Genomic DNA, 22,705 nt, shown 5'->3' on the forward strand with positions numbered 1-22,705 from the left:
AAAATGACTGAAGTTACTGAGCCGGTAATTACCGGCGCACCCAAGCCCATGACCCCGCTACAGGAGTTCTGGCACTATTTCCGCCGCAATAAAGGCGCGGTTATCGGCTTGGCTTACATCGTGCTGATGTTCGTGATTGCCATCGGCGCCGGGGTGATTGCGCCCCACGGCCCGGCGGAGCAGTTCCGGGAAGCACTGCTGCGTCCGCCGGTATGGATGGAGGGCGGCAGCTGGCAATTCATACTGGGTACCGATGACGTCGGCCGCGACATCATGACCCGACTGATGTACGGCGCCCGTCTTTCACTGCTGGTGGGTTGCCTGGTGGTGGCGCTGTCGTTGATCTTCGGCGTGATATTCGGTCTGCTGTCCGGTTATATCGGCGGATTGGTGGACGTTATCATCATGCGGGCGGTGGATATTATGCTGGCGCTGCCCAGCCTGCTGCTGGCCCTGGTGCTGGTGGCGATATTCGGCCCCTCAATCGTCAACGCCTCGCTGGCGCTGACGTTCGTGGCTCTGCCCCATTATATCCGGTTAACCCGTGCGGCGGTGCTGGGGGAAGTTAACCGCGATTACGTGACCGCCTCCGGCGTTGCCGGCGCGAGCCCCATGCGGCAGATGTTCATCAATATTCTTCCCAACTGCCTGGCGCCGTTAATCGTGCAGGCTTCGCTGGGTTTCTCCAATGCCATCCTTGATATGGCGGCGCTGGGCTTTCTGGGCATGGGCGCGCAGCCGCCCACACCGGAGTGGGGCACCATGCTCGCCGACGTGTTGCAGTTTGCGCAAACTGCCTGGTGGGTAGTGACTTTCCCCGGAGTCATTATTCTGCTCACCGTTTTAGCCTTTAATTTGATGGGCGACGGGCTGCGTGATGCGCTCGACCCCAAACTCAAGCAGTAACGAGGAAGCAATGGCGTTATTAACCATAGATAAACTGTCGGTGCATTTCGGTGATGAAGGGACACCGTTTCGCGCCGTCGATCGTATCAGCTACCAGGTGGAACAAGGCCAGGTAGTGGGTATCGTGGGCGAATCCGGCTCCGGTAAGTCGGTGAGTTCGCTGGCCATTATGGGCCTGATAGATTTTCCCGGCCGGGTGATGGCGGAAAACCTGGTCTTCAACGGACGGGATTTGCAAAAGATCTCCAATAGCGAGCGCCGACAGTTGATCGGCGCCGATATTGCGATGATTTTCCAAGACCCGATGACCAGCCTGAATCCCTGTTACACCGTGGGTTTCCAGATTATGGAAGCCATCAAGGTGCATCAGGGCGGCAGCCGCAAGACCCGGCGCCAGCGGGCGATTGATCTGTTGACCCTGGTGGGTATTCCCGCCCCGGCTTCGCGTCTGGATGTCTACCCGCACCAGCTGTCCGGCGGTATGAGCCAGCGGGTGATGATCGCCATGGCTATTGCCTGCCGGCCGAAGTTATTGATCGCCGATGAGCCCACCACCGCGCTGGATGTGACCATCCAGGCGCAGATCATTGAACTGTTGCTGGATTTGCAGCAACGGGAAAATATGGCCCTGGTGTTGATCACCCACGATCTGGCCCTGGTGGCGGAAGCTGCCCATCATATTATCGTGATGTACGCCGGGCAGGTGGTGGAAACCGGCAAGGCCACGGAAATCTTCCGCGCGCCGCGCCATCCCTATACCCAGGCGCTGCTGCGCGCCCTGCCGGAATTCGCCGCCGATAAATCGCGGCTGGCCTCGTTGCCCGGCATGGTGCCGGGTAAATACGATCGCCCCGCCGGATGCCTGCTGAATCCTCGTTGCCCCTATGCCGACGAGAAATGTCGCCAGGTAGAGCCGGAGTTGATGACGCTGCCGGATCGTCAGTCGAAATGCCACTATCCGCTGGATGACGCGGGGAGACCCACCCGATGAGCGAACCTATTTATGATCCCGCATCGACGGCGCTGTTACACGCCGTTGATCTGAAGAAATACTATCCGGTGAAAAAGGGAATGTTCGCCAAGGAGACCTTGGTGAAAGCCCTGGACGGGATCTCTTTTACCCTGGAACGGGGTAAAACCCTGGCGGTGGTGGGAGAGTCCGGCTGCGGCAAATCCACCCTGGGCCGGCTGCTGACCATGATTGAAATGCCCACCGGCGGAGAACTGCACTATCTTGGGCAGGATTTGCTGAAACCGGATCAGACCGCGGAACATTTGCGGCGGCAGAAAATCCAGATCGTGTTCCAAAACCCTTACGGTTCGCTGAATCCACGTAAGAAGGTGGGACAGATTCTGGAAGAGCCTTTGGTGATCAATACCTCCCTGAACCGGGCGGAGCGCCGCGAAAAAGCCTTGGCGATGATGGCGAAGGTGGGGCTGCGCACGGAGTATTACGAGCGTTATCCGCATATGTTTTCCGGCGGCCAGCGTCAGCGTATCGCCATTGCCCGCGGTTTGATGCTGGACCCGGATGTGGTGATTGCCGATGAACCGGTTTCCGCTCTGGACGTGTCGGTTCGCGCCCAGGTGTTGAACCTGATGATGGACCTGCAGCAGGAGATGGGGCTGTCCTATGTGTTTATCTCCCACGACCTGTCGGTGGTGGAGCATATTGCCGATGAAGTGATGGTGATGTACCTGGGACGCTGCGTGGAGAAGGGCAGCAAGGCGGCGATTTTCGACAATCCACGCCATCCCTATACTCAGGCGCTGCTCTCGGCCACCCCGCGACTGAATCCCGATTTGCGCCGTGAGCGCATCAAACTGACCGGCGAGCTGCCCAGCCCGTTAAACCCGCCGCCGGGATGCGCCTTCAGCGCACGCTGCCGCCGCCGCTTCGGTACCTGTACCGAGTTGCAACCGCAATTGAAGAAATACGGCGATCAGCTGGTGGCCTGTTTCGCCGTTGATCAGGATGAGGCGCAGGGTATTCGCTGAGTGAACGGCCATAAATAGATGATAAAGCGGGCAGAGACCGGGTCTCAGCCCGCTTTTTTTTTGGTGCGCATTGCCATACCATGATATCGGGATGTTGGTGATTAATATTTTGTTGTTCTGAACGCCTCAGGCTTGACCTAAGCCGGCCTCATAGGCCGGCAGTGGGACGCTGGCTGCCTCGGTCGTTACCTAAGGGACCAGTAGGTCAGCAGATGCAGACTGGCGGAATAATAATCCTCTTGCGGCAGGATAGTATCGGTGACCTGGGCCTGATTGCCCATAATGGCGTCCCGGATGGCCAGCATGCCCGGCGGCAGCATGTAATTGGCTTTCTGCCCGGTGAGCACATCCACCCAGGCCGGAGTGCTCAGCCGGTCAAATTGGCGCCAGTAGCCCACATAGGGACCCAGGGCCAGGCTCTTGGGCTGCGCCCAATTGATGTAGAGGGGGATGCGAACGGCGTCGAAGCTGAAGCGGGCAGGCTTGTTATCCGCCGGTGAAAGAGTCTTATCCGCCCTTAAGGTGACCCAATCGGTAGGCAACTGCGGATTGCCGAAACGCATCTGTGCCAGCAGCTTCAAGCCGTCGGCGGCTAAATCATTCCAGGTTTCAAGATGGCTCTGTTGATAAAAAGCCTGCCAGGCCGGGAAGATAAAGTAGGACGGATTCAGCGTTATCGCGCTGGTTTGGTTAAAACCCGAGGTTCCCGGCAGCAGGACGGTATAACCGGCGTATTGGATCACGTTGTGTTTGATAAGCGCCCCCTGAAGCTTGACGGAGGCGGCGGTATAGGCCGGTTGCTGCCATTTTTGGCCCGCCAGCAGCAGTGCCCAGGCGATAAGGGTATCGCCGTCGGACGCGGTATTGATATCCGCCACCGGCGGGGTGCCGGCGGGATCATAACGCCAGGAATAGAGGCCGATATCTTTGCGATAAAGATGGGCGTCGCTCCATTTCAGCAACTGATCAAAGGTGGCGCGGTCGTTATTGAACACCGAGAGCAGCATGGCGTACCCCTGCCCTTCGCTGTGGCTGATATTGTGGTTGCCGGTGTCGATAATCCGGCCTTCCGGCAGCAGGAAGCGGCTTTTGTAGTTATGCCAGCCCAGGTTTTCCCCCTGGCTGGAACCGGATATCAACGCCAATACCAAACCCACCAGCAGAGCGAAATGACGAGCGAATTTCATAAACCGACTGTCCCTTATAAGCCGTTACGGTAACTGAACGTCATCACGCCTTCGGTGCCGTCTTGTTGCCAGCGCAGCGCGACATGTGACTGACCCCCTTGCGCCACCAGCCATTCGGCGTAGGCGCCTTCCAATATTGCCGCCAATCCGGCTATCCACTGCGACGCATCCGCGCCGGCGGCGGCCGGAGGGAAGGCATAATGCATCAACGTCAGCGAGGACTCCGTCGGCTGCAGCCGCACATAACCCCAGTGAAAGCCGGCCCACAGGCGGTTAAGCTGGTCCTCAAGGTCGCCGACGGTTTGCGCCTGCGCCATGGGGAAACGCTGGGCAAGTCGACTGCCCATCAGGTTGAGAAATTGGCGCCGGTCTTCATCGCCGGCGTTCTCGGCGATGCCGGAAATCATGATATCCAGCATATCCTGCCAGCCGGACTTATACTGCTGCCGACGATAATAGCCAAGTTCCGGCGAAGCGTTAAGCATTTCCTGCATTCTTAATTACCACCCAATAAATATTTGAAATACAACAAGGCGGTGCTTTCGGAGTAATCGCCGAAGGTATCGTAGCCTACCTGTCCGCCCACCGTCATATTAGGATTGATTTTATAGCTGCCGTTGGCATGAACGTTATAACTCACGCCGTTTTTGCTCTGGGCGTCATAGTAGGCCGTCGTACCGTAACCCGCCGCCACCAGGGCTTCCAGTTCGGATTGCAGGGTAGAATTGCCGGGGAAATAAGCGGTCTTATCCTGGGTATAGGATTGATAGCCCACCGAACCGCCCAGGTTCAAATCCCAGTCGTCATACTTTTGACTGTAATTCACCGGCAGCGAGACGCTGATATAATTTTGCGGACTGAAATACCCCCCCTGGCCGTAACTGTAATAGCTCAGGTTTTTGTCGTAATCCATAAAGGTGATGTTAATGCCGGGCCGCAGCTCGCTGTTATCGTCGCGATAAGGACGCATATAGAAGCCGGCGGAGGAGGTGATGCCGGTATTGCGGGGAACGTTATTTCCCACATAGCTGTAACCGCCCACGCCGGCATAGAGTCCGGCGTCGCCGTCGTCGTAAGAATACTGGATGTAGCCGCCGTTCTTGGTCACCTGCCCCCATTTATCGCCGCTGATTTTATCCCGGGTCCCGACGTAGGCGAGCAGACTGTCGGTGACCGGCCGCCGTTCGGCGGTGATCGTCAACTTGCTGAAATTGGTCAGGTTGGGGGACCATTGGATCCCGCCCACCAGCGTGCTTAAATCTTGTCCCAGCGGGGTGGAGCCGATATCCGCCTGATAGCTGTCTCCGCTTAACGCCAGGTTCACTTCCGCGCCGGTGGCTTTTTGTGAACCGGGAGCGTCGGCGACATAATCGTCCGGATTGACCGTGGTGGTGCTATCGGTGGTGGAGGCGGTGGTGGTGGTGGTGCTGCTCTGGGTTCCGTCGGCATTGGTAGTGGTGGATGTAGTGGTAGTGGACGTGGTGCTGTTCGCCGCGGCGGCGGTAGCGGCAGCGGCGGTGGCGGCCTCAACCATTCTTGCCTGTTGCAGTGCGCCGGTACCGAAACGGTTGCTGGAGGTGCCGGAAGCGGCGCCGGCGTCTAATGAAACCGGCGTCACGGTGAGCTTGAGGCGGGAGCTATCGAACGGCACGCCGGATATCATCAAGGGCGCCTTGATTTCAGTCAGGTTGCTAAGCCCGCTTTCGCCGTCGCGGCTGCGGATACCCACATCTCCTTCCACCCAGGTGGAGGTTGCGTCCTGCTCCTCATCGAGCATTTGATTGATTTGTTTCAGCGAGCGGTCTTGCGGCGTTTCCACTTTGGCCAAGGTCTGCGCCGCGCCGGTCAAAGGCAGCGGCGTCGCGGTGTCGGGGCGCTGCCAGGGCAATATCGTGCCGTAGGCGGAGGCGGAGGCGGTACGCGGCGTCGCGCCGGCGGTGCTCTTATTGATAAAGGGATTGTCGGCGGTTTCCAGCCCGCCTACCACCGGCGCGCCGCCGGCGCCGGAAGCGCTCATGCCGATAACCTGTCCTTTGGCCGAGCGCAGCAGGGCGAGGGCCTGCTGGTGATCCCCGGAGGCTTCGGCGATGCGGGCCTCAAGTATCATGCGATCGACGGTGCGCGGCCCCTGCATGCCGCCCACCAGCCGTTTGGCGCGTCCGATATCGCCCGTCGCCAGCGCGGCATTGGCGGCGCCGTAACGGGCGTCTTGATTATTGGGGTCCCGAACCAGCACGTAGTCATATACCCGGCTCGCCTGTTCATTCATTTTGCCGGATTGATACAGGCGCGCCATGGCCAGCATTAAATCGACATTTTGCGGGTCAGCTTGCATCGCCGCGATGAGCTTGTCATAGGCGGCGGCATATTGGCCGCGTTCGCGCAAATCGTCCGCCTGCTGGATGACCGAGCCCTGACGGATGCGGCTCAGTTCGGCCGGGGTGCTGCCGGCGACAATCTTCGGGTTGTTCAGGAGGGCGTCCGCTTCGTTGTTCAGGCCCGCCTGGGTCAGCACGCTGACCTGCGCGGCATAGTCGCCGAGATTGCCGTTGACCCCGGCCCGCATATTGTTGCGCACCAGGGAAACCGCTGTGGCGCTGTCCCCCAGTTTCATCAAATCCTGCGCCAGGTTGCCCACGTCTGAAGGGGCGGACGGCGGCGTTTGCGCCAGGGCATGCAGCGTGTTCAACGCCGCGGTGGGATTGCCCTGCTGCATATAGGCCTCGGCGCTGCTCATTTGTTCATTGAAGCTGACGCTGGCGGCCAGGTCGCGCATCGCCCGGTTGCGGCGGTTCGCCGGTATGGAAGCCAGCAGTTGCGACGCGACGGACCAACGCTTGGTTTCACTGGCGAACAGGGCGGCGGCATACAGGTTATCCGCCGGAGCGCCCGGCCGGACTGCGGCGGCCATCAGTGACTGTGCCTGGGCGCTGTCCCCCTGCCGTTGCAGAATGCGCGCCATATCCAGCCGGACCCAGATATTGGAGGGCTGTTTTTGCAACGCCTGCTGTAATAAGTTCAGCGCCCGCTGCGGATCCCCTGCCTGCAGCGCCTGAGCGGCCTGCTGCCGCAACGGATCCACGTTGATTCCCGCATAAACTTTCGGACGCTTGTCCGCCGGGATGGTTTGCAATAACTGCTGCGCTTCGGCGCCTTTATGCTCCTGCTGCAACGTGTAATACAGTCCCAGCTTGGCATCGGTATTCTGGTTATCTTTAGCGATGACGCCGCGATAGGTTTGTTCCGCCCCCGGCAGGTCGTTTTTCCGGCGCTGCACGTCGGCGCGAAATAATTCCGCCGAGACGCCTTTGTCGCCTTCCGCCTGTGCCAGCGGTTCACTGAGGGCCAGGGCCGAGTTGAGATCGCCGGAGGTCACCGCACCCTTGGCCTTGCTCAGGGTGCCGTAGAAATGGGCATCTTTGGCCAAGGATGCCCACTGCGCGCTGTTGGGACCGCCCTGTTTTACCGCCTGGTTCAGATAGTTTTCCGCCGCGGCGAAATCGCCGCCGCGCATGGCGATGTAACCCAATCCCGCCAGCGCGTCGCCGTCATTGGGGTTGGTGGTCAGCACCGCTTCAAACCGGCTGCGCGCCGCGGCGAGATCGCCGCTGTTAAGGGCGGTGTATCCCTGTCCCTTTTCCGCCCCGCCGACGCTTTGCTGGAAATGCGTGAGCACGCCGCTGTCATCGGGGTGGCGCTGTATATAACTATCATAGACGGCTTTGTCTTCCGGTTTCGGCGCCAACCAGATCAGCGCCTGGCGCAGCGCGCTGTCCGCTTCTTTGTTGCCGGCCGCCAGGGGCATCAACAGGCCGATCCCCTCCCGGCGGCTGCTTTCGTCGTAGGTCAGGATGCGGCCCAGGGCTACCTTGGCGGCATTGTCGGTGGGTTGCTGGCTCAAACGGTCCCGCAAACCGGCGATGGCTTCCGGCCGTGAAGCCGGTACGCCGGACAGCGTTTCGTAATACTCCACCGCCAGACTGTCCAAGGGTTTGTTTCCTTGAAATAGCGTGCGATAACTCTCTATCGCCCGGGCGGTATTGCCCTGGGCCGCCAATTGACGGGCATTAGCCAGCTGAGTGGGTGAAATGGCCTGCAGGACCTTGGCGTTGTCAAGATTTTGCAAGCGGGGATCGTTGGGGGAAACCGCCGCCAGCCTTTGCCGCCATTGCTGGGCCTGGGCCCGTTGGCCGCCGCTTTGGGCATACAGCGCCAGCAGGTAAAGCGCGTCGGCGTTGTTGCTGTCCACCGCCAGGATTTTTTGCAGTGATTCATCCGCCAGCTCGTTATGGGCTTTATCATGCCAATAGGCCGCCTGTTGCAGCAGGGCATTGATGGCAGGGCTGTTTTGGGCCGCCGTGGCTGTGGCGGAAAAGAACGACAGGCCCGCCAGGCCCGCCAGGCACAGCGTTCTGAATTCTTTTTTTATGTCCTGTTTCATCTTCTCTTACCCATATGGCCCAGTGGTGCGATACGTCTTGAAATAGGTTATTTATTGGCGCTGTTTGCCAGGCGCTTGGCTGAATGCCGTGCCAGCAGCACATACGCGCTGCTGCCGATGACGATGGCAAACAACAGGCCGCATACCGAAAGAAAAATAATATGCTGGTTGGCATACCAGATAATCATCATGTACCAGGGCATCTCGCCGCGTGGGAATTGTGAACCGACAATGAAGCTCTTTACCCCGTTTTCGCTGTTGATGACCGCAATATCCCCGCGGATGCCCGCATTTATCGTTAATGACTGTAAATCGGTATTCAGCGAGGTAAGCTGGTCGCTGTCGGTAGCGGTCGCCATCACCACCAGGCGGTTACCGGGCCAGGGAGAAGGGAAACTTAAAAACCCCCGCCAGGCGTCCGTCGAGGCCAGATAGCGATCCGCTTCCACCCCTTGCCGGAAGAAATTGCCGGAGAAATAGCCCTTGAGCTTGTCCGTCAGGGTCTCTGCTTTGACCGACAGCAGTCCGTTGCGCATTTCAAAGGGCGAGCTCGCCAGCAGATCCCCAATCAAGGCGGTTTGTTTGAGGGAGGAGAAGGCCAGAATATCTTTATTCGCCAATTGGGCGTTGTCCCCCTGCAAACCAAGCCGTACTTCTACATGATTCAGGGGGATGCCGGTGGCGTTGCCGGCGCGGGCGGCCATGGCCAGCAGGGCGGCGATTTCACCCGCCTCCGGCTTGGCGGGCAGCAGCATCACCGTCTCCGAAAAATCCGCCAGGCGGCTGAAGGGAAACGCCGCGCCGACGTAATATGACAGGTTGGGCAATAAGGTAAAATGGTGTGTCTTGCTCAAATCAATATAGGAATCGGGATCGATGCGGCTTTTGATATTGTTGCTGGTGAGCAGGCTGCACGGGGCATCCGGTTTCGGTTGCAGCGAGAAGTAGAACTCCAGCTGGTTGTCGCCATAGATCAGGTAGGGCGACAACTGCAGGCTGTAGGATTCCTGGCGGGTATCGCCCCCCAGCTTATGCCAGGCGGTTTCCACCAGGCCGCGTTTATTGACCGAAAGGCTCCGTAGAAAGGTGCCGTTAAGGGTGATGCTCAGTTGGGAACGATCCTCGTCTATCCAGCTCTCGGTGGGAAAGCGGTAATCGATTTGTAACGGGAAAAAGTCGCCGTCCCACAGGAACAGATCCGGCGCCGCGCGAAAACCGATGCGAATGCCGTCGTGATATAAGCCGTTGACGGTAAGCGAGTCGGTATTTTGCGCCAAATCCTTTAGGTAGACCGGTTTGCTGGTATCAATCCAACGCGGGGCGTCATAGGGTTGCCGCAGCGGGATGCCCTGGGTGGTGACCTGAATAATGTCCTGCCGGGGAGGCAAGGGTGAAGAAATGGCGCGGTAAGCGGCCTGGCGCAATTCCTCGCTGTTACGTCCCACCACCAGCAACAGCTTGTAGACCGGATTCAGCGGGTTATCAATCATCTGCAGGGTCGGACCTGAGGCGGCGGGCAGGGTGATGTCGCCGATTTTCTCACCCGGCGCGCCGAACAGAATGCCGTTTTGCACCGGCAGTTCGTTCAAATGCACCGGAAAATTCACGTTGCGGTAATTCGACAACAGACCGAAATAGGACGCCAGCATGGCGGCGGCGGTTACCGCCTCGGGCTTCACCGTCTGGCCGAAAATAAACGACACCGACGGGGATTGCATGGACAACGGGTCGAAGAAGGGTCGGGGAAAATGGCTCAGATCGCGGCCGATGTCCAGTATCTGGCTGCTCAGCTGAATGCGGCTGGTGGGTAAGATGGTGACCCAATATTTGTCCGACTCGTTGCGATCGCACTGCAAGGTGTTTTCGTCGTTGACGCTGAAACTAAGGTTGTTGTCGCCTACCACCATGGCGGCGGGGATGTCCAATTGAAAGACGTTATCTACCGCATTGGCCTGATTGAGGGACACATTGCCGAGATCCTGTCCGTTAAGCGTCAGGCGCAGGCTGGTATCGCGGGCGGCTAGCTCCGGCGAGACTTTCAGCGCCAGGAATAATCGCGCGGTGGTGGCGACCTGATCCTGCGGCAGAGTGAAGACCACCCCCGACTGAAGCTGGCCGCCGCTTAAGGTCAAGCCATTGGGCTGCCCCATGGTGGCGACGCTGATGATTTCGTCCCTGATGGGGTTTATTTGAGCCGATTGGCTGTCCGCGGCCTGCCCGGCGCTATTGTCCTGGGGCGCGACGCTTATCACCGGCGGTGGAAAATCCATCGGCAATCCGCCCGCCGGGGTGCTGCCGCTATTGCCCGCCGAGGCCGCCCTCTCCGGCTGCAGGGTAGTGCCGGCGGAAGACTGGGCAGGATTGGCCGTTGCGGCGTCCGCCCCACCCTGATCATCAGTGCTGCTTGGCGGCGAAGCCTGCGCCCCGGCCGGCACCGGCAGGGGGGGCAATCGATAAACCGGTTTCCCCGGCGCGGCGTTAGTCTCCGCATACGCCGGATTGATTGAGGCCAAAACGCATAGGCCTTCCATGAATGCGATAACCACCAAAAAATGGGCAATCTTCCCTATACGCTTTGGCATTCGATTTATTTTCCGAGTTATGTCGCTTCGCCAGGCCCGGAGGACTTGGCATTCTTTCTTTTTTGGCCGCGTTCTTTCCAGGTGTTATAAAACAGTTCGAAAACACAACGAACAATGCTGGCAAAAGAGTGCAACGGGCGATCGCGCGGATACGGCGGCACTATCCAGGCATCCGCCCGTGCCAGGACCACCCGCACCAGTTCACGCCTTTTTTCCAGCGGCATCTCTTCAAACATCACGCGAATGGTATTGGCATCAGCGTCGATAAGGCTAACGGGAATACACACGCCGCCGGATTGGAGCAGCAATTCAACTTCCTCTATGCGGTCGCGCTGATAGCGATCGTCCGGGGTGACCAGTTTTACCCCGCCCATGGAGAGATCCAGCGTTTCGGTACGGGCGGAGATGCCGCTGGCGAAGTGAATAATGGCCGGTATTTTTACATCAATGCGGATGGTCTTACGGACCTGGCGCGTTTCCTTGGCAACGGCTATCGCCGCCAGCAAAATGATCACACTAAGGGATGCCCAGACGACGTTGAGCAGGATAACGCGCGGATCGACATTGAAGTAATCGTGCATCACCGCGCGCACAATGCCGGCGGCGATGCCCAGCCCCAGGAGAACCGCCACGATCAGATGAGGTTTGACAATATGGAAGTCGAAAAAGCCGACATCCAGCAGACCGCCTTTATCGGTGACGTTAAACTTGCCGTGCTTGGGGGAAATCAAGGTCAGCACCGTTGGGATGATGAGATGGAACGCCATCACCGTTTCATAAATTTCTCCCCAGAAGGCATAGCGGAAGCGGCCGTTCATGCGGGAGTTGATGTAGATGGCCAAAAACAGATGAGGCAGCACATAGGCAAAGATGGTACTGGCCGACGAGGCAATAATATTTTGGTTAAACAGTAAATAGGCCAGCGGCGCGGTCAGAAATACCACTCGCGGCAAACCATACTGGAAATGCAGCATGGCGTTGAGATAACACAAACGTTGCTGCCATTTCAGCCCCCGGCCGAACAGCGGGTTATCCATACGGAAAATTTGCGTCATGCCTTTGGCCCAACGGGTACGCTGGACAACATGCAGTCCCAGGCGTTCGGTGGCGAGGCCGGCCGCCAACGGCACCGACAAAAACGCGGAGTTCCAGCCCAGGCGTTGCAGTTTAAGCGCCGTATGGGCGTCTTCGGTAACGGTTTCCACCGCAAAGCCGCCGATCTCCTCCAGCGCGCTGCGACGGATGACCGCGCAGGAACCGCAAAAAAACGTCGCGTTCCAGTTGTCGTTGCCCTGCTGCACCGGTCCGTAGAACAGCGCCCCTTCATTGGGGATGTCACGGGCCGCAGACAGGTTGCGCTCAAAGGGATCAGGGGAGTAGAAGTAGTGAGGGGTCTGGATCAGCGCCAGGCGATCATCGATGAGAAAACTGCCCATGGTGGACTGGAGAAAACCTCGGGTGGCGACATGGTCGCAGTCGAACACGCAGATGAATTCGCCCTTGGTAATGGTCATGGCGTGATTAAGGTTTCCCGCCTTGGCATGCTTATTGTCGCTGCGGGTGATGTATCCCACCCCGGCATCGGCGGCGAACACCGCGAATTCACTGCGTTTACCGTCGTCGAGAATATAGATTTTCATTTTATCGCGCGGATAATCGATGCACTGCGCCGCCAGCACCGTGTCCCGTACCACGTCAAGACTTTCGTTGTAGGACGGCACGTAGACATCCACGCTAGGCCATGACGCCGTATCGTCCGGCATCGGTTCGATTTTCCGTTTCAATGGCCAGGTGGTCTGCAAATAGCCCAGCACCAAAATAAGCCAGGCGTATAACTCCGCAATAAATAAGCCGATCCCCAGCCCCGCCTCAATCACCGAATTGAAATGCAGTGTTTCAGTGGCGCGCCAATAGATGTAGCGGGTGGACATCAAAAATGACATCACCACCATAATGACGCTCACCAGATGGCTTTTACTGACGCCCAGCAGCAGCAGCAGCCCGATGCTCAGCAGGCCGAAAACGTACTGCTTGTCACTGTCCATGGGGGTGATGATGATCACCACCGCGAGAGGGAGCAACAATAACAGTAGAAAGGTGAATATCAGCTTATTCATTCCTGGGCCCGTCTATCAATTGATGCCTTGATTGGGCGCGGCGTAAAACTCCCCGTCACCAATTTTCACCCCGACAATAGCGGCGACCTTTTTACTAATCAGTTCAATATCGAAGGCAGCAGCGGAAACCGGGCTGAATTCGATGATGGAGCGCTGGGACGCATTGGCTTCCGGCACACACTCATCCCGATGAATAATGCCTAATAATCTGTCCCCCAGCCGTTGCTCAAAAAATTGGGAGACGTCGCGGCTCAGATTCCGCCGCATATCGCTTTGGTTGACGACATAATATTCGCCGAGCCGGTTATTCATCGCCGAGCCGAGGAATTTATGGTTTTCCATTTGCGGCAACAGCGATAACGAGGCGGTATCCGCCAGCATCACCACGATATGCAGATCCGCCAGGTTTTTTGCCGCTTTCAGCGCCGGAACCGGGCCGGGGGGAAAGTCGGCGATAATCACCAGACCGGGGTAATTTAAAACCGTATTCAACCCGCGCTGTAGGAAATGGGGGTCATGCGTTATCGCATTTTCAAACGCCAGCCGCTCTTCCTCCTCCACCTCGCCATAGGGTAAAACAAACAAATTGGCATCCGCTTTAAGGATAAATTGGCTCCAATCTACCGCCGTGGTTGCCTGGGCCACGTAACCGCGGGTATCGGAGATAGGGACGCCAAAATGTAAACGCAACGCGTTCTGCACATCAAAATCGATGACCAGCACCTTGCTGCCGCTGCGGGCAAGCGCATACGCAAGGTTGGCGCTGACGGTCGTTTTTCCTACCCCACCCTTAGGCGAACAGACACACACTAACGGCATAAAGCGATATTCTCTAAAAGGAGTGAAAGAGGCATATCCCGGCCAGGTACAACCCCGGTGGTGAGTTGGGACTTGCGGTTGAATAAATTATTGAAGCGCTTCTCTTGGGCCGGGGCGGCGGCGGGCCCGCGGCGACCCATGCTGTCGAAAATCGATGCGCCGGCTGCGGGCTGCGGGCGCCCGTTATTCTCATACATGGGTGAGGCCGGGGCGGGGGCGGGCTCGTGGCGGCCAATGCTGTCGAAAATCGATGCGCCGGCGGCGACTGGCGTATGCCCGTTATCACTGCGCAAGGGTGATGCCGGGGCGGCGGCGGGCTCGCGGCGCGCGGTGGCGTTTACATCCGTTGGCCCGGCGATGGGGAGCCCGCGACCGACGCCGTCCAGGATTGACGGCCTGGAAACAGGCTGTCCCTGACCAGGGCCGTTTAAAGGCGAAGACACTGCCGCCAGCATTTCATTGGCCGCATAACCGGCACCCTGCTCGGAGGAAAGGACTTTGCTGACAGCGGCCATCAGCGGCGAGGCGTAGGCGGCGGCCGGCGTAACCGGCGCCTCATTTTTTCCGGCGTTCTGCGAAGGTTGCACGGCCGCCGGTTTATCAAAGGCCGAGGCAATGAATTCTTTATTGGAAACCTGAACCGGTACGGGCTGGGTGGTTAGTCCCTGCTCCAAAGGATGAAACGGCTCGTCGGCCGCGGCTATTTGTTTTAGGATGGCCCAATTATGTGGCGTGTTATGAGGATTATTTTCGGTGATTTCTTTGTAATCAATGCCTTCCAAATTTAATTTTTCTTTAAACCGCTTAATGTCATCATAATTATTCATTTTCAACCTCGTAGGTTAAATTTGCACGGCATCCTGCCGAGGCGTCTTTGCAGTTAAGAAAGATGACACCGGTCGGCTAAGCGAGTCTTTTTGTTGGTCTAGATAATGGATATAACAGATCTAAAGATAAACTAATACATGTCTCATTTTTTTACAAAATTAAATCCGCTGAAACACACCATGTCGCGTTATCCTCAAATCTGTCTTTTCTTTGATTGGCGAGTAAAAAGCATTATTTATCATGATGAAATTAGGCCATCGCAAATATAACCGATATTGTGAGCAAAATGTCATTGTCTGCGCGCTTTTTATCACCACCCTGAAAGACGTCGCGCAATGTTAAGGAAAAAGAGCCGATTTGGACCCGATTGCAAGGCATCTTTTCCCGTGTTCCCGTTTTGCATCGGCGCGTTCATCCCTGGAAAAGCGGTTGGTTGTTCCGGCTCCGGCGCAAGTTGGGTTATCCGGGCCAACGACGACATCAAAGTTTACGCTAACGCAGCATAATCGCATGCGTAATGTCAACTTTGGCGGTGTCTATGGCTAATACGCATGATTGGAACGAAATGCTTGTTTTAAAGAACAAATTACGGCAAGAGTTAGTATATATTAATATACATATCTTTACCTATAGACTCGAGCGGCAATCTACGTTGTCAAACATGTTGAATCATCTGGCGATGCCCCCGGTACGTCGTGCTGAAATCCCCCGGTGGGTGAATGTCATGGTGTGTGCGGCGAAGCTGAAGGATTTCTTTGGAGAACAGTTTGCGGATCAGACGCTCATTAACGATTAAACAAATGGCTACGGTGTCAGGAGTGGCGCTGGTGGTTATTTGTATCTTTATCGTGATCCAACTGTTCCATTTTGTTCAGCTACGCCGTGAAGACTATGCCCAGCAGTTGCAAAATATCGCCATGTCAGTGCGGCAACCGCTGGCCAACGCGGTGCTTAAAGCGGACGTTCGGCAAGCCGATCAGATACTCGATACCCTGAAACCGGTGGGTATATTAAGCAAGGCAGATGTGGTTCTGCCGAATAATTTCCAGGTACTGCACGCGGATTTCCCCCCCGAGCGGCGGGTGCCGAATTTAATCGAATATCTTTTCAGGCTGCCGGTGGAGATAACGGTGCCGCTTTATGCGTTACCCCGCACTTCGCATCCGCGCGCGCTGGCGTCTCTTGTGCTTCAGGCCGACTCTTACCGGTTATATCAGTTTATTGCCAGTACGTTTTCCACGCTGGTGTCCACCTTTCTTTTGCTGGCGTTAATCATGACCGTGGCGATTACCTGGTGCATGAATCGTTTGATGGTTCATCCTTTAAGGGAAATTGCCCGGGAATTGGAAAAACTCGCGCCGGAGGAGACCCCTCGGCATCAATTATCGCTGCCGAGTATGCATCGCGACGATGAGCTGGGGGTGCTGGTGCGCAGCTATAATCGTAATCAGCAGGTGTTGTCGGACATGTTCGAGGAATTAAGCCGTCTCTCTACCCGCCATGCCGAGACCGCTTTGCCCAACAAGAATCTGTTCACCGCCATGCTGGATTCCCAAATGGCCCTGCCGATAAAATCGAAACACTTCTGTTTACTGGCCATCAGTATCGGTACCTTACAAGAAGCAACCGGGGTATTGACGGAAGCGCAGCGGGGAGTGCTGCTGATGACCCTTATCCGGCACCTTAAGCAGCATATCAATGAAAACCGGTTTCTCGGCCAGCTCAACCACAATGAATTCGCCATATTTGATAACGGCATCCAAAATCCGTTCGAAGGGATGCTGTTAGCGCAAAAAATCATGAAAAGCATTAACGAGCCGCTGAATATCGGCAGCCTGTCGTTACGGCCGATGGCCAGTATCGGCATCGCCCTGGGGCAGCCCCTTGATGAATCCGCCCATCAGTTATTGCGGCGCGCCACTTCCGCCATGATGTCGGCTCATGATAAAGGCAAAAATCAGATTTTATTCTTTGAGCCCAAGCTCATGGAGATGGTCCATCGGCGTTTGACCCTTGAGAGCACCATTCTCGAAGGCATAGAGCAAGGCCGCTGCAAGCTGTTTTTCCAGCCTCAGGTGGATATCCGCAGTCAACAGCTGATTGGCGCGGAAGTGTTATTACGCTGGCGACGGGAAGACGGCGTCTATTCCCTGCCGCCGGATTTTATCAGCGAGGCGGAGGAGATCGGCGCGATGGTGCCCCTGGGCAATTGGGTGCTGGAAGCATCCTGCCGGGTATTGGCCGACTGGCGCAAGCGGGGTATACATATTCCGCTTGCGGTGAATATTTCCGCCAAGCAGCTGCAGGAAGCCAATCTGGTACCCTACCTGAAATTGTTGCTGTCACGTTATGAAATCGGCTCTTCCCAGTTGGTTCTGGAGATAACCGAGACCGCGGAGATAGATGAATTCGAACAATCCCTGTTGCTACTGCGCCAGGTGCGCGAATTGGGGATATTAATCGCATTGGATGATTTCGGCATGGGTTACGCCAGTTTGTATTATTTGGATCGGTTGCGTAACCTGCCTATCGATTTGCTGAAAATAGATCGCAGTTTCATCGAGGGGCTGCCGGAAGACCCGGTCATGCTGCGTATTGTCAGTGCCATTGCGCAAGTGCTGGCGTTGCCGGTTATCGCCGAAGGCGTGGAAACCGAGGCGCAACGCGATTTCCTGCTGGAACAGAAAATCGCCTGGGGACAAGGTTATTTGTTCGCCGAGCCGCTGCCGCAAAACGTTTTTGAACAGCGGTTCCTGCATTTCGCCGCGGTGTAAGCCGGCGGAGCGATGCGACCGCTCGTCCGTTGCTCAGACTAAAAGCCTGTTTCGGGCCCCTTCCGGACCTATGACCTGTCGTTATGGCCACAAAGTTTCCCAATCTCCCATTTTTCTGCTGTTGCGGCATTCAAGAGTAATATTTTCTGCGGTACGGTGACATCCTTAAAGGTCCGCGGTCTAACAACATGGTACACTTTGCGCCACACTTTTTTTCCGACGGAAAAGTACTAAACGATGGAACGCAAGTAGCCGTCTGACTGAGATGCACATAATTTAATAGGTAGTTTTTGAGTAGGGGTTCACATGCAGGGCACCGGAATTCGTCTTTTCATGAGTGGAATGTTACTGGCGACGGTGGGTGGCAATGTGCAGGCAGAAGCATTACAACCCGATCCCGCCTGGCAACAGGGTAAACTCATCAATGGCTTCTCCTGGCAAGTATTGACGACACCGCAGCGGCCTAACGATCGTATTGAATTACGCCTTATGGTCAATACCGGTTCGCTGGCGGAAAATGCGCAGCAGACCGGCTACGCGCGGCTCTTGCCCCGGTTGGCGCTGGCCCACAGCGAAAGTTTTTCCGCCACTCAGCTTAAATCTTTGTGGCAGCAGGGCGCGGATGCCGGACGGCCGCAGGCGCCTGCGGAAATTTCATACGATTACACCCTATATAGCCTCAGCCTGCCCACCGGTCGGCCCGATTTACTGCGGGATGCCCTCAAATGGATGGCGAACACCGGCGGCCGACTCATCATTAATCCGTCTACGATACATACAGCCACCCAGGTTGCCGATCCGGTGGCTACCGAACCCGCCAATCCTGGCGGCACCTGGTGGCATTATCGATTGAAAGGGTCGGTATTGCTGGCCCATGATCCCGGCCAATCGGCCCGGTTACCCGTAAGCGGCCAGCAATTGCAGCAGTTTTACCAGCATTGGTATACCCCTGACGCCATGACGCTGTATGTGGTGGGCAACGTGGACAGCCGCGGTTTGAACGAGCAGATCGTGAAAACGTTTTCTTCATTAAAGGGCCGGCGGGATATGCCCGCCACCATGCCGACCCTGTCGCCGCTGCCGTCCCAGCCGGTCAGCCTGATGAGCGACAACGGCAAGGAAGACAGCCTGAAACTGATTTGGGACGCTCCGTGGCAGCCTATCAGGGACTCCCGCTCCCTGAACCTTTATTGGCGCAGCGATCTGGCGCGGGAAGCGCTCTATATGCATGTTCAGCAAGCGCTGCAGGCATCCAGAGACAATAATCTCAAGCAGGCCAATTTGCGCTTCGATTGCAATGTGCATTATCAGCGTGCTCAATGCGCCATTCATATCGATACTCCGGCCGAAGGGTTGATGCCGGCCATGACGTTTGTGGCCCATGAACTGGCGAGCTTGCGTAATGCCGGCCTGGACAAAGCGGAATTCGACGCACTGATGGCGCGCAAAACCGGGGAACTCAGCACGCTTTTCGCCACGTATGCCCGTACCGATACCGGCATATTGATGAGCCAGCGTCTGCGCTCGCAGCAAAATGACGTGGTGGATATCGCTCCCGAGCAATACCAGAAGTTGCGTAATGAATTTTTGACCCAATTATCGCTGCCGATGCTGAACCAGGAGCTGCGTAATCAATTATCGCAGAACGCGATTCTTATCCTGATGCAGCCCAAAGGCGAACCGGAAGTCAATATGAAGGCGCTGCAGGAAACCTACGATCATATTATGGCGCCGGGGCCGCAACCCGCATCCGTTGACGAGAGCAAACCGGAAGTGACGGATATCCCGCCGCAGTCCTGACGCATGTGATACTGGCTATTATCAGGCCGCTGACAAATGCACGCGGTGTGTGCATTTTGTCAGCAAGCTCAGCTCCTCCCCCCTGAAAATCAATCTCTGATTTCACACGCCGAACTGACGGCGGAAAAACCGTTTTTACCTTTGATAATGTGGATGAGCCAGTAGAGGGAACTCGACACCAGCAATGAGTTAAGCGAGGGAATGCCCCATTGAACGAGCAGGCCGAAAAGGCTGCCGATTATCCATGCGAACATGGCAGGCCAGCCGATTAGCGGCGTCGCGGCGGCGTCCGGCAATTGCCCGTTGATCCGGGTAGCGTCCAATAGGGTTCGGTGGGAGCGCAAAATATAATAATCGATCAGCATCACGCCGGCGATAGGGGGAAACAACACGCCGAAAAGCGTCAGGATGCCGGTAAATTGGTCGAGGATGCCCATGACTGATAGTGACGTGCCCGCCACACCCAGGAGAAGGGTTAAACACCGGTAGGACCATTTTTTGCCGGTAATGGCTTCCAACATATTGGCGAAGCCCAAGGTGGAGGAATAAAGATTGATATCGTTTATCTTCACCGCCGACAGCAGCGCCGCGGCCAGGCCCAGCCATCCCGCGCTTTGGGTCATGATGGCCACCACGTCGGATGTATGCATGGCTTTGGCCACCAGGATGGCGATCCCGTTAACGACAAATTCCCCAATGACGATGGAGAGCGTCATCATCCAGAATACATGGCGGCCGCTCCGGCAATAGCGACTCATATCAGGGGAGACAATGGCGAACACCATATGGCCGCCGGCGATAATGGTGGCGGCCGCGCCGAGGCTCAACGGCGGTCCGACGGGCGCGGCGTCAATAAGTTCCCGCAGGTCTTGTCCCTGTATCAGACCGATGCAAATCCAGGCGATCGCCAGGAAAAACAGCGGTACCGCCACTTTTGCCGTCCAGTTCAGCCCGCGAAAACCAAAGACCACCAGAATGGTAAGCAACAGCCCTGATATCGCCGCCCCCCAGCGGAAAATCCCCTGATTCTCTTTATCCAGATCCAGCGCGGATATAGCCCCTTTGGCCAGAATGGCATTTTGTACGCCAAACCATCCCAGCAGGCTAATGGCAATAGCTAAACCAATCATGGCCGAACCATAACGGCCAAAACCGCACCAACGGGCCAGCAAGCTGGTGGATAGTCCCTCGCGCGCAGCGGCGATGCCTAAACCCAAACTGATAAATTCGAGGATGAGACTCCCCAACAGAGTAGCCCACATGGCTTGGGAGAGCGTCATGGAGTGTCCGAGGGTGGCGCCTAGCATAAATTGCACCAGCGACGTGGTGGCGCCGATGCGAATGATGGCGACGGTGAACAGACTGGCACGGGCGGATGCCGGTACGCGTCCCGAGGTGTAATCATTGGTGGAGGTGCGTTCTTTCATGGCTTTTCCTTGCAAAATGTTGCTGTCCTTGAATAGTGCCATGCACACCCTGTTTGAATGCTCAATCAGTGAATATTGTTAATTCGATAAAGAGTGAAAGATCAGATTTTGCCGTTGTAATTCAGTATCAAAAAAAAAGCGCCGGATAGCGCTTTTGTGAAAATATTCAAATAGGATTGTCGTCATAAGTGCCTGATTGCTTGAATAATCCCTTCTTGATGGGACAATATTATATTGCAAGCATATGAATATAATATAATTTTATCTTAAATATCAATATCATTAATTGATTCAAGAATGGTAACCGCCCATGCCCTATGTGATTTTTAAGCGTGGTAAATAATATAATTTATCTCTGATAAACAAAAATTGGCAGGGGTTGTACTGTGCTTGGCTTAAGGCATGTTAGCTATTCCCAACCTGACCTTTGAAGGGAAATATTCTACTTAAATACAACAAATGCAGTGGATTAAACAATAATCTTTATTGAAAAGTGAGTTACCAGTTCTATGCAATTAGGGCACGAAAAAAACACGGCTCAATCATTAGGACGATTTAAAGAATTTTGCTGGTTAGCGCCAATGATCGCCGGACAATATCGAATATTCCGGCATCAGTGCTCCACCCGCATCGACTCACACATTATGGGTATCTTCCGCCGCGCCGCCTGATACGAAACGCGGCGCAATAGTCGGCAGGGCTGCCGGCACGCCGGCACTTAGCGTGGCATCGCTTCTCGTGGAATGATGGCGCCGCGGTATTGAATCACCGTGCCGGCGGTGAGATGGCCGCATTTGGCCGCCGCCGCGGCATCACCGCCGGTCAGCCGCACCGCCAGGTAACCGGCGCTGAAGGAATCTCCCGCCGCCGTGGTATCAACCACTTTTTCCTTCGGTAATTTCACCGCCGGCACGTCCAGTAGCTCGCCGGCTCCGGTGGACACCAGGCAGGACTCGGCGCCGCGTTTAATAACGATTTCCCCCACGCCCCAGGCGCGGGTGCGTTTGAGAACCTCGTCGACGCTGTGTTTTCCCCATAACATGTCCTCATCGTCCAGGGTAAGGAAGGCGATATCGGTACAGGACAATATATCGCGGTAAGCCGCCTGGGTCTCTTCCTTGCTCTGCCACAGACGCGGGCGATAATTGTTGTCAAAGATCACTTTGCCGCCGTTGGCCCGGCAGGCTTTTAATAATGCCAGCAGCCGTTCCCGGCTTTTCGCGTTCAAAATGGCGATGCTGATACCGCTGAGATAGAGGTAGTCAAATTCGGCCAGCTGTCGGCAAATACGCTCGGAATCGTCACTCTCAAGCCAATAACGGGCGGCGGCTTCATTACGCCAGTAATAGAAAGTGCGCTCCCCGGTTTCATCTGTCTCGATATAATATAAACCGGGCAGACGGTTATCCATCCGCTGTATGAGATCGGTTTGCACACCTTCCCGCCGCCAGGCGCTAAGCATTTCTTCACTGAAGTTATCGGTACCGAGGGCGGTGACATAATGCACGCCGAGGTTTTCCGGGTTCACCAGCCGGGATAAATAGACCGAGGTATTCAGCGTATCGCCGCCAAAGCCGCGCTTCACATCGGTCCCTTTTTGGGACAGTTCAATCATGCATTCGCCGATGACGGCAATGTTTTGGGTTGTCATTAACTGCGACCTGTATGAGTAAAAAAAGAAAAAGGATAACAATACACCTAGTCTCAACAGATTGTTCATGCCAGTCAATAGCCGCTGAAACGTTGTTTTAATTTTTCATGACCTGGATCGTCTCCCCTCCGATTGCTTATGGACAGCAAACGCCATGCCAAAGCGGCGGGTTGAG

14 protein-coding genes are annotated in these 22,705 nt (G+C 56.2%); 5 read left to right on the forward strand and 9 right to left on the reverse strand.

All coding sequences use genetic code 11. The features are described from left to right. Positions 1 to 3 precede the first annotated feature (3 nt). The 3 genes from dppC to dppF are packed head-to-tail and all read left to right on the forward strand — an operon-like array spanning position 4 to position 2,904. Complete coding sequence (gene dppC, locus HB631_RS11665) at positions 4 to 906, forward strand: dipeptide ABC transporter permease DppC (RefSeq protein ID WP_213991324.1); 903 nt, start codon at positions 4 to 6, stop codon at positions 904 to 906. Between the two features lie 10 nt (positions 907 to 916). Further along, on the forward strand, positions 917 to 1,897 hold the full coding sequence (gene dppD / locus HB631_RS11670) for a dipeptide ABC transporter ATP-binding protein (protein WP_213991325.1): 981 nt from the start codon (positions 917 to 919) through the stop codon (positions 1,895 to 1,897). Next, entirely contained in the window at positions 1,894 to 2,904 is a 1,011-nt protein-coding gene (gene dppF, locus HB631_RS11675) for a dipeptide ABC transporter ATP-binding subunit DppF (protein WP_213991326.1), read from the forward strand. Before dppD ends, dppF begins: the two co-directional genes overlap by 4 nt. A gap of 185 nt (positions 2,905 to 3,089) precedes the next feature. Here the strand turns inward: dppF and HB631_RS11680 are convergent, their stop codons facing one another. From HB631_RS11680 to HB631_RS11710, 7 genes are read right to left on the reverse strand one after another with little or no spacing between them, the layout of a single operon-like run. Continuing rightward, on the reverse strand, positions 3,090 to 4,091 hold the full coding sequence (locus HB631_RS11680) for a glycosyl hydrolase family 8 (RefSeq protein ID WP_213991327.1): 1,002 nt from the start codon (positions 4,089 to 4,091) through the stop codon (positions 3,090 to 3,092). A gap of 14 nt (positions 4,092 to 4,105) precedes the next feature. Further along, the gene (bcsD, locus tag HB631_RS11685; protein ID WP_213991328.1) at positions 4,106 to 4,585 is read right to left on the reverse strand and encodes a cellulose biosynthesis protein BcsD; all 480 of its coding nucleotides are present in this window, start codon (positions 4,583 to 4,585) and stop codon (positions 4,106 to 4,108) included. Positions 4,586 to 4,587: 2 nt separating this feature from the next. Beyond that, a complete protein-coding gene (locus HB631_RS11690) occupies positions 4,588 to 8,532 on the reverse strand; it encodes a cellulose biosynthesis protein BcsC (RefSeq protein ID WP_213991329.1) in 3,945 nt (1,314 codons plus the stop codon). A 47-nt stretch (positions 8,533 to 8,579) separates the two neighbouring features. Beyond that, positions 8,580 to 11,114, reverse strand: a complete 2,535-nt coding sequence (gene bcsB, locus HB631_RS11695) for a cellulose biosynthesis cyclic di-GMP-binding regulatory protein BcsB (RefSeq protein ID WP_255556942.1) — start codon at positions 11,112 to 11,114, stop codon at positions 8,580 to 8,582. Between the two features lie 17 nt (positions 11,115 to 11,131). Next, a complete protein-coding gene (bcsA, locus tag HB631_RS11700) occupies positions 11,132 to 13,231 on the reverse strand; it encodes a UDP-forming cellulose synthase catalytic subunit (RefSeq protein WP_213991330.1) in 2,100 nt (699 codons plus the stop codon). A gap of 15 nt (positions 13,232 to 13,246) precedes the next feature. Beyond that, a complete protein-coding gene (gene bcsQ / locus HB631_RS11705) occupies positions 13,247 to 14,050 on the reverse strand; it encodes a cellulose biosynthesis protein BcsQ (protein ID WP_213991331.1) in 804 nt (267 codons plus the stop codon). After that, positions 14,041 to 14,877: a cellulose biosynthesis protein BcsO gene (locus tag HB631_RS11710; RefSeq protein WP_213991332.1), complete on the reverse strand. Its 837-nt coding sequence runs from the start codon at positions 14,875 to 14,877 to the stop codon at positions 14,041 to 14,043. Before HB631_RS11710 ends, bcsQ begins: the two co-directional genes overlap by 10 nt. A 768-nt stretch (positions 14,878 to 15,645) precedes the next feature. On the opposite strand from HB631_RS11710, the gene hmsP reads away from it, so the two are divergent. Together hmsP and HB631_RS11720 are read left to right on the forward strand one after the other, a co-directional pair. Then, a complete protein-coding gene (hmsP, locus tag HB631_RS11715; protein ID WP_213991463.1) occupies positions 15,646 to 17,652 on the forward strand; it encodes a biofilm formation regulator HmsP in 2,007 nt (668 codons plus the stop codon). 306 nt (positions 17,653 to 17,958) lie between these two features. Next, the gene (locus tag HB631_RS11720) at positions 17,959 to 19,452 is read left to right on the forward strand and encodes a pitrilysin family protein (RefSeq protein WP_213991333.1); all 1,494 of its coding nucleotides are present in this window, start codon (positions 17,959 to 17,961) and stop codon (positions 19,450 to 19,452) included. An 89-nt stretch (positions 19,453 to 19,541) separates the two neighbouring features. On the opposite strand, the gene HB631_RS11725 is transcribed toward HB631_RS11720, so the two are convergent. Together HB631_RS11725 and HB631_RS11730 are read right to left on the reverse strand one after the other, a co-directional pair. Then, positions 19,542 to 20,879 (reverse strand): cytosine permease, encoded by a 1,338-nt coding sequence (locus HB631_RS11725; RefSeq protein WP_213991334.1) that lies wholly within the window; start codon positions 20,877 to 20,879, stop codon positions 19,542 to 19,544. Between the two features lie 718 nt (positions 20,880 to 21,597). Next, complete coding sequence (locus HB631_RS11730; RefSeq protein WP_213991335.1) at positions 21,598 to 22,530, reverse strand: sugar kinase; 933 nt, start codon at positions 22,528 to 22,530, stop codon at positions 21,598 to 21,600. Between the last annotated feature and the right edge of the window lie 175 nt (positions 22,531 to 22,705).

This window comes from Sodalis sp. dw_96 (assembly GCF_018449575.1).
Classification (GTDB): Bacteria; Pseudomonadota; Gammaproteobacteria; order Enterobacterales; family Enterobacteriaceae; genus Acerihabitans.

Coding starts and splice junctions, on each gene's coding strand:
- bcsA (WP_213991330.1), bottom strand. CDS start 13,231: ATGAATAAGCTGATATTCACCTTTCTACTGTTATTGTTGCTCCCTCTC.
- HB631_RS11690 (WP_213991329.1), bottom strand. CDS start 8,532: ATGAAACAGGACATAAAAAAAGAATTCAGAACGCTGTGCCTGGCGGGC.
- dppC (WP_213991324.1), top strand. CDS start 4: ATGACTGAAGTTACTGAGCCGGTAATTACCGGCGCACCCAAGCCCATG.
- HB631_RS11720 (WP_213991333.1), top strand. CDS start 17,959: ATGCAGGGCACCGGAATTCGTCTTTTCATGAGTGGAATGTTACTGGCG.
- dppF (WP_213991326.1), top strand. CDS start 1,894: ATGAGCGAACCTATTTATGATCCCGCATCGACGGCGCTGTTACACGCC.
- bcsD (WP_213991328.1), bottom strand. CDS start 4,585: ATGCAGGAAATGCTTAACGCTTCGCCGGAACTTGGCTATTATCGTCGG.
- HB631_RS11725 (WP_213991334.1), bottom strand. CDS start 20,879: ATGAAAGAACGCACCTCCACCAATGATTACACCTCGGGACGCGTACCG.
- dppD (WP_213991325.1), top strand. CDS start 917: ATGGCGTTATTAACCATAGATAAACTGTCGGTGCATTTCGGTGATGAA.
- HB631_RS11710 (WP_213991332.1), bottom strand. CDS start 14,877: ATGAATAATTATGATGACATTAAGCGGTTTAAAGAAAAATTAAATTTG.
- bcsQ (WP_213991331.1), bottom strand. CDS start 14,050: ATGCCGTTAGTGTGTGTCTGTTCGCCTAAGGGTGGGGTAGGAAAAACG.
- HB631_RS11680 (WP_213991327.1), bottom strand. CDS start 4,091: ATGAAATTCGCTCGTCATTTCGCTCTGCTGGTGGGTTTGGTATTGGCG.
- HB631_RS11730 (WP_213991335.1), bottom strand. CDS start 22,530: ATGACAACCCAAAACATTGCCGTCATCGGCGAATGCATGATTGAACTG.
- bcsB (WP_255556942.1), bottom strand. CDS start 11,114: ATGCCAAAGCGTATAGGGAAGATTGCCCATTTTTTGGTGGTTATCGCA.